Here is a 415-nt window from a genome sequence, read left to right as displayed (position 1 = left end):
GCTTGGCCATCTTGGGTGGTCTCCCGCGGCGTTTGGGTTCCAGTGCTGCCATGCCACCTTGGGCAAAAGCACGTTGCCATTGCTGAAGCGTTCTTTGCGCTGGAATGTTGAATATGGCGCAAGTCTGGCGAATGGACCAGCCCTCACTGGCCATTCGGAGCAAGACAGCAGCCTTGAAAGCAGACGAGTAGCGTCGATGCCGCTTCCTCAGCCCTTCTTCGCCATGCAATTGGTAAACCGCACACCACTTTTCGACCGTGCCGTGGTCAATCCCAAAGCGCGCCGCTATCGTTCGGCTACCGAAAAGGCCCTGCTCTCGATCTCGGACCACCCGAAGCTTGAATGCCAATGAATATTTGGCCATAAGAAAACCCCTGTCAGTTGGATTGGTGTCCAACTTTCAGGGGTCACTTCA

Annotated in this window: 1 protein-coding gene; it reads right to left on the bottom strand. The window is 55.4% G+C overall.

The genetic code is table 11. The features are described from left to right. On the bottom strand, nt 1-364 hold a 364-nt coding region (locus tag ABGV18_RS11525; RefSeq protein WP_396586152.1), incomplete at its 3' end, for a helix-turn-helix domain-containing protein. Between the last annotated feature and the right edge of the window lie 51 nt (nt 365-415).

This window comes from Guyparkeria halopsychrophila, from assembly GCF_044582135.1.
Classification (GTDB): Bacteria; Pseudomonadota; Gammaproteobacteria; order Halothiobacillales; family Halothiobacillaceae; genus Guyparkeria.
Note: the sequence above shows the minus strand (reverse complement) of the source record. Positions and strands in the feature narration are given on the sequence as shown.